We start from the raw sequence: 6,336 nt of genomic DNA, 5'->3' as shown, positions 1-6,336 counted from the left end.
ACTTGCCGAATTGCAATGGGCATGCTTAGCTGCTTAATAATTAGTGTGTCGTGATTGACATCCTTATCAGGAGTGTTTTATGCCGTTGACCGATGAACACCGTTTTGGCATGCAGCTGGCGCATATGTCCCGCGGCTGGCGTGCTGAACTGGACCGCCGCCTGGCTGGCCTGGGCCTGTCGCAAGCCCGCTGGCTGGTGCTGCTGCACCTGGCCCGTTTCGAAGAGGCACCGACCCAGCGCGAGTTGGCGCAAAGCGTCGGCGTGGAAGGGCCGACCCTGGCCCGTTTGCTCGATAGCCTGGAAACCCAGGGCCTGGTCCAGCGGCAATCGGTGATGGAAGACCGCCGGGCGAAGAAAATCGTCCTCTGCCCTTCGGCGCGCCCCCTGATCGACCAGATCGAGACCATCGCCACCGCCTTGCGCCATGAATTGTTCATCGGCGTCGATGAAGAGGACATGCGGGTTTGCATGCGTGTCCACGGACGTATCCTGGCCAACCTGGAAAAGTCCTGAAGTCTTCGACCGGAGCCGCCTGGCTCCGGTCTCCATCATCTCCCTTCACTGCTGGTCCTGCTGGTCGCCGCTGCGCCAGCGGGCCGCTGGCGCACGCTTGTCAGAAGGTCTGGCCCAGGTTCAGCGACAGGGCCTTCTGGTTTTCGTCGTTGAAGCCATAGCTGAAATTCAGCGGCCCCAGTGGCGTATCGAAGCCCAGGAAGATACTGGCCGCGTTGATGTAGCCGCTGTCGAAGGCGTTGTCGTTGTTCCAGGCCCGGCCCCGTTCCAGGGAGCCGCCCAGGTACAGCGGGAAGTCCAGGGGCAGGTAGGAGCGTGGCGTGAGGCGGCGGAAATACACCGCGCGGGCCAGGCTGATGTTCTGTCCCGACAGGGCGTCTTGGCGAAACCCTGACAACTGTCGTGCGCCGCCCAGCAGGAAGCTGGACGTCACCACGTCGGCGGCGTCCAGGGTCCGCCCATAGCGCCCGCCGAGGATGAAGGTGTTGGGGCCGCTGCTCAGGGCCTTGTCCAGCTTGAACTCCCATTGCCGGTAGTGCTTGTCCGAGCCCAGGCCCGGTTCGAACTGGCGCAGGGTCAGGTGGACGTCTTCGCCCGAGTGGGGGAAGTAGACGTTGTCCAGGGAGTCGAAGGAGTACTGCAGCTGATAGTAGCCTTCGTTGAAGTGCAGCTTCGGCAGGTCCTGGTCGCCGATGCGCACATCGGCGTTGCCCCAGGCTTCGCCCACACCGAAGCGCACCTCGCCGCTGTTGCCGATCTGCCGGCCCAGGTTGAGGCCGAAGCCGTAGCGCTCGACCCGGTATTCGGCGATGGGGTCGTTGTCCAGCGTGGCCTCGACGTTTTGCGACTGCGCGCTGATGAATGGGGCGACGAAGTAGCGCGAGCCGGCATCTAGCGGTTGGTAGAACTCGCTGTACAGTTCCTGGCGGTCGCCGATCTGCAGTCGCGTCAGCCATTCCGCGCCGAGGCTGTTGATGCCGTTCATGCGGTAGCTGGCGCCGATGTTGAAGGCGCTGTCGCCGCGCAAGTCATCGGACAGGCTCAGGCCCAGGCGCAGGTAGTCGGTGCCGCTGCGCTTGCCCCGGGCGCTGATCACCAGGGTATTGTCCTGGCCCTTGTGGATCACCCGGTACTGCACCTGCTCGAAGAAGTCCAGGCCGTAGAGGGTGCCCATGTCGGTTTCCAGGCGGCCCAGGTCCAGGGGCTCGCCGATGCGCTGGCGAATGTAGTAGCGGATGACGTCGTCACTGACCTTGGAATCGTTTTCCACCTTGATCTGGCTGATGATCGGCGTGCGCTGGCTGGGCTGGCGGGCGGCGGTGAGCTGTGCGGGCTGCGGATTTTCCCGGCGCAGGTGGGCCAGTCGGGTGTCGAGGATGCGGGTGGCGCGGTAGCCAGCGTCGATGATCTCCTGGGCACGGCCGAAATCGGTGACGCCGAATGCCGAGAGCGCCGGCTGGACCAGCACGTCGTCCTTGTGCAGCGCGGCCAGTTGTTCCTCGGAGTTGCGCCGGGTCATCAGGGTGATGGACTGGGTCAGCACGTCGACCACGGTATTGAGTTGCTTGCGCGAGCGCAGCGGTGTGCCGATATCCACCACGATGGCGATATCCACGCCCATTTCCCGGGCCACGTCCAGCGGGATGTTGTCGGTCATGCCGCCGTCCACCAGCAGCCGGCCGTCGAGTTCCACCGGGGCGAATACCGCCGGGATCGACATGCTGGCGCGAATCACCTGGGGCAGGTGGCCCTTGCGGAACACGACTTTTTCACCGCTGGCGATATCGGTGGCTACCGCCCGGAACGGGATCGGCAGCTTGTCGAAATCGCGGGTGTCGCTGGCGTGGGCCAGCTTGCTTTCCAGCAACAGGGCGAGGTTCTGGCCCTGGATCACGCCCAGCGGCAGGCCCAGGCTGCCGTCGTCGCGGAAACTGAGCTTCTGCTTGACCAGGAAATCGCGGTCATCCTGCTTGCGCCGAAAGGGCACGTCTTCCCGGGGCGGAGCATCGGACAGGGCCTGCTTCCAGTCGATCTCCAGGGCCAGCTTCTCCAGCTCGTCGATCGGGTAGCCCGAGGCGTAGAGCCCGCCGATCACCGCCCCCATGCTGGTGCCGGCGATGGCGTCGATGCGGATGCCTTGTTCTTCCAGGGCCTTGAGCACCCCGACATGGGCCAGGCCGCGGGCGGCGCCACCGGACAGCACCAGACCGATTTTCGGAGGCGCAGGCTCGGCGCAAGGGGCGATCACGGGGAGCAGGCAGAGCAACAGGCAAGACAGCAAGCGGCGCATCAGGCTTCTCGGGGCTGGCGATAAAGCCGGCTATTATAGCGACGCCCTCTAACTCAGGACCTGGCCGTACCATGACTGAACGTAAACCCGAAGTGACCATCACCTATTGCACCCAGTGCCAGTGGCTGCTGCGAGCGGCCTGGCTGGCCCAGGAGCTGTTGAGCACCTTCAGCGAGGACCTGGCCAAGGTCTCCCTGGAGCCCGCCACCGGCGGTACTTTCCGTATCCAGTGCGATGGCGTGCAGATCTGGGAGCGCAAGGCCGATGGCGGTTTTCCCGAAGCCAAGGTGCTCAAGCAACGGGTCCGCGACTGCATCGATCCCGAGCGCGACCTGGGCCACAACGACCGGTCTCAGTGAGAGCTGGCCTGGGCGGTTTTGCCCTTGCTGCCTGAACCCGCGGACAGGCGGCTGGAGACCACGATCGCGGTGATGATCAAGGCCCCGCCCAGCAGCATGCGCAGGGTCGGGTTCTCGCCGAACAGCACCCAGGCCACGGTGATCCCGTAGACCGGCTCCAGGGCGAAGACCACCGCCGCGGTGCGAGCCTTGATCACCGCCAGGCTGGCGACGAACAGGCTGTGGGCCAGGCCGGTGCAGAAGATGCCCAGCAGGCTGATCCACAGCCAGTCCATGGCGCGTACCTCGGCCAGTTCCGGCGCCGCCACCGGCAGCAGGCAAAGGCCCACCACCAGGTTCTGGCACAGCGCCGCCTGTACCGCTGGAATCCGTCCCGAGCCGGCGCGGTTGTTCAACGACAGCAGGGAGAACAGCAAGCCCGAGGCCACGGACCAGAGCAGGCCGGTGGTGGCCTGGCTGGCGAGGTCGAAGTCCGGGGTGACCAGCACCAGGCCGATGCTCACCAGGGCTACCAGCAGGATCTCGTTGGTGCGGATCCGCTCGCGGAAGATCAAGCCTTCGAGAATCACCGTGAAGGCCGGGAAGCTGGCAAAACCGAGGGTGGCGATGGCCACGCCGGCGATCTTGACCGAGACGAAGAAACTCACCCAGTGGCCCGCCAGCAGCAGGCCGCTGAGCAGCAAGCGCAACCAGTCGCCGGTGGCCAGCCGCTGCCAGGGCGCATTACTGGCCAGGCGGGCGAAGAATCCCAGGGCGAGCACGGCGAAGGCCGCGCGGCCGAATACGATGACCGCCGGTGAAGCGGCGGCCAGTTTGCCGAACACACCGGTCAGGCCGAACATCAGTGCGCCGATATGCAGGGCGCCAAGGGCGGTACGCGGGGTCATGTCATTCCTTAACGCAAGACGGGCCGTGATGGCCGGGACGATGGGCTCAGTCTACGGGGCCGGCACCGATGTCGTCTGTCGCGAGGCTGCCGGCTTTTGTCGAGCAACTCGCGTGCGCTTCTTGCCGCAACTGGCGGGGCGAGCGGCCGAATTCGCGCAATATCGCCGCCGAGAAAGCGCTCTGGGAGCCATAGCCTACGCGCTCGGCCACCTCGCCGATGGGCATCGATGAGCCACGCAACAGTTCCACGGCCATGTGCAGGCGCCGGCTGCGCACGTAGTCCATGGGCGTGCGCCCGCATTCGGCGATGAAGCGCGCGTGCAGGCGAGTGCCAGACAGACCGGCGATTCGCGCCAGGTCGGCCACCTGCAAGGGATGGGCGGCGTGGCGATCGATATGGGCGTTCAGCGCGGCAAAAGGCAGGCGTCGTTCACCAGGGTGGCCAGCGGCCGGCTGGTTGAGGCTGGCCAATAGCAGCACCGCCCCTTGCTGGGCGATCACCGGGTCGTCCACCGGGCTGTCCGCCAGCCAGTTGACCAGGCGGCTCTGGTTCGGCGCCAGGACCTGGCGCCGCGGGCTGTCGAGCAAGCGCCGGCTGGCCTCGGCATGTTCTCCCAGGGACTGGCCGAGCCAATGTTCGCCGGGTATGTCCAGCACCAGGCACTGGCTGCCGCCGGGGCTGCCGCAGATATGCCGGGCGCCGGCCGGCACCACCACGAAGCTCTGCTGCCGCACTTGGCTGCCCTGGCCCTCGACCTCGAAGTCGAGTTGGCCCGAAAGGCCGAATACCAGTTGCGCATGCTCGTGGCTGTGGGCGATCAGGTCGTGGCTATAGTGGCGCAGGGTGAGGATAGATCCCATCGCGGTCTCCTTGGCAGGCCCGCAGTCTACACCGGCCGTCGGGCCTTTCGCGCTGTCATCGCTCTGCCGCATATCCGTCATGGGCCATTAACCGCTTGGGCGCAAGCTCGCAAAAAATCCCGGAGAGCGTCCATGACCCATGCCGAACTCGCCAAACCCAGCCGCAAGCAGCGGGTACGCACCCTATGGATCTCGGATGTGCACCTGGGCACCCGGGATTGCCAGGCCGAGCACCTGGCGCAGTTTCTCAAGAGCTATCAGGCCGACCGCATCTACCTGGTGGGCGACATCATCGATGGCTGGAAGCTGCGGGGCGGGATGTACTGGCCCCAAGCCCACACCAACGTCATCCGCCGCTTGCTGACCATGAGCAAGCGCGGCACCGAGGTGATCTACGTCACCGGCAACCACGACGAATTCCTGCGGCGCTATTCCAAGCTGATCCTGGGCAACATCCAGTTGGTGGACGAGGCGGTGCACGTCACCGCGGATGGCCGTCACCTCTTGGTGATCCACGGCGACCAGTTCGATGTCATCACCCGCTATCACCGCTGGCTGGCGTTCCTGGGCGATTCGGCCTACGAGTTCACCCTGACCCTCAACCGCTGGCTCAACCACTGGCGAGCGCGCTACGGCTATGGCTACTGGTCGTTGTCGGCCTACCTCAAGCACAAGGTCAAGACCGCCGTGAGCTTCATCAGTGATTTCGAGGAAGCCATCGCCCATGAATGCGTCAAGCGCGAGCTGCACGGCGTGGTCTGCGGCCATATCCACCATGCCGAGATCCGCAAGGTGGGCGAGGTGGAGTACCTCAACTGCGGGGACTGGGTGGAATCCTGCACGGCGCTGATCGAGCACTGGGATGGCACCATCGAGCTCTATCGCCTGGCCGAGGCCCAGGCCCGCGAGGCCCAGCTCAAGGCCGAGCGCATGAAGCTGGCCGAACCTGCCTGAATCCCGGGGTTCGCGTTGGCCTGAGTCGGGCCGACCGGCTCGCGCCACCTTTGCAGCAACCTCTCCCCTCGGGCCGTGGCCCGGCCTAGAAGGGCACCTTGCCCAGCAGCATGTCGCGGTACATGACGAAGTCGCCCAGCAGGCTGTACAGCGGATGCTGGAAGGTCGCGGGGCGGTTCTTCTCGAAGAAGAAATGCCCGACCCAGGCAAAGCCGTAGCCCGCCACCGGCAAGGCCAGCAGCAACAGCCAGGCACCTTTGCCGATGGCCAGGGCCAGGAGGAAGATCACCAGGGTGGTGCCGATGAAGTGCAGGCGGCGGCAGGTGCTGTCGCTGTGTTCGCTCAGGTAATAGGGGTAGAACTCGGCGAAGCTGTGGAACTGGCGGACGTTTTCCATGGCTGCGGTCTCGGTGCTTGTTGTCATGTGAGCGGGTGCTCTGCAAGGAGCCTACCTGAGTCTAGAGTCCCGG

At 65.2% G+C, this 6,336-nt stretch carries 7 protein-coding genes; 3 read left to right on the top strand and 4 right to left on the bottom strand.

What is annotated here, in order from left to right; genetic code table 11:
• The first annotated feature begins 79 nt into the window (after positions 1 to 79).
• The gene (locus ACK6AU_RS08915) at positions 80 to 514 is read left to right on the top strand and encodes a MarR family transcriptional regulator (RefSeq protein ID WP_085595951.1); all 435 of its coding nucleotides are present in this window, start codon (positions 80 to 82) and stop codon (positions 512 to 514) included.
• Positions 515 to 614: 100 nt separating this feature from the next.
• Here ACK6AU_RS08915 and ACK6AU_RS08910 read toward each other — a convergent pair whose 3' ends face one another.
• Positions 615 to 2,804: a patatin-like phospholipase family protein gene (locus ACK6AU_RS08910; protein WP_409298874.1), complete on the bottom strand. Its 2,190-nt coding sequence runs from the start codon at positions 2,802 to 2,804 to the stop codon at positions 615 to 617.
• A 71-nt stretch (positions 2,805 to 2,875) separates the two neighbouring features.
• On the opposite strand from ACK6AU_RS08910, the gene ACK6AU_RS08905 reads away from it, so the two are divergent.
• The gene (locus tag ACK6AU_RS08905) at positions 2,876 to 3,163 is read left to right on the top strand and encodes a SelT/SelW/SelH family protein (protein WP_185698109.1); all 288 of its coding nucleotides are present in this window, start codon (positions 2,876 to 2,878) and stop codon (positions 3,161 to 3,163) included.
• Here the strand turns inward: ACK6AU_RS08905 and ACK6AU_RS08900 are convergent.
• Both ACK6AU_RS08900 and ACK6AU_RS08895 read right to left on the bottom strand, forming a co-directional pair.
• Positions 3,157 to 4,050, bottom strand: coding sequence for a DMT family transporter (locus ACK6AU_RS08900; protein ID WP_185698110.1), 894 nt, complete (start codon positions 4,048 to 4,050; stop codon positions 3,157 to 3,159). The two genes, ACK6AU_RS08905 and ACK6AU_RS08900, sit on opposite strands and share 7 nt — an antisense overlap.
• Before the next feature lie 46 nt (positions 4,051 to 4,096).
• Positions 4,097 to 4,912: an AraC family transcriptional regulator gene (locus ACK6AU_RS08895; RefSeq protein WP_409298871.1), complete on the bottom strand. Its 816-nt coding sequence runs from the start codon at positions 4,910 to 4,912 to the stop codon at positions 4,097 to 4,099.
• Between the two features lie 132 nt (positions 4,913 to 5,044).
• Here ACK6AU_RS08895 and ACK6AU_RS08890 point away from each other — a divergent pair, with 132 nt between their 5' ends.
• Positions 5,045 to 5,866, top strand: a complete 822-nt coding sequence (locus ACK6AU_RS08890; RefSeq protein WP_185698112.1) for a UDP-2,3-diacylglucosamine diphosphatase — start codon at positions 5,045 to 5,047, stop codon at positions 5,864 to 5,866.
• Between the two features lie 85 nt (positions 5,867 to 5,951).
• On the opposite strand, the gene ACK6AU_RS08885 is transcribed toward ACK6AU_RS08890, so the two are convergent.
• Positions 5,952 to 6,263: a DUF962 domain-containing protein gene (locus ACK6AU_RS08885; protein ID WP_022642985.1), complete on the bottom strand. Its 312-nt coding sequence runs from the start codon at positions 6,261 to 6,263 to the stop codon at positions 5,952 to 5,954.
• Between the last annotated feature and the right edge of the window lie 73 nt (positions 6,264 to 6,336).

The sequence above is a fragment of the Pseudomonas sp. KCJK8993 genome (assembly GCF_046230915.1).
GTDB classification, from domain to species: domain Bacteria; phylum Pseudomonadota; class Gammaproteobacteria; order Pseudomonadales; family Pseudomonadaceae; genus Aquipseudomonas; species Aquipseudomonas piscis.
This window is presented reverse-complemented; position numbering and strand designations above follow the sequence as displayed.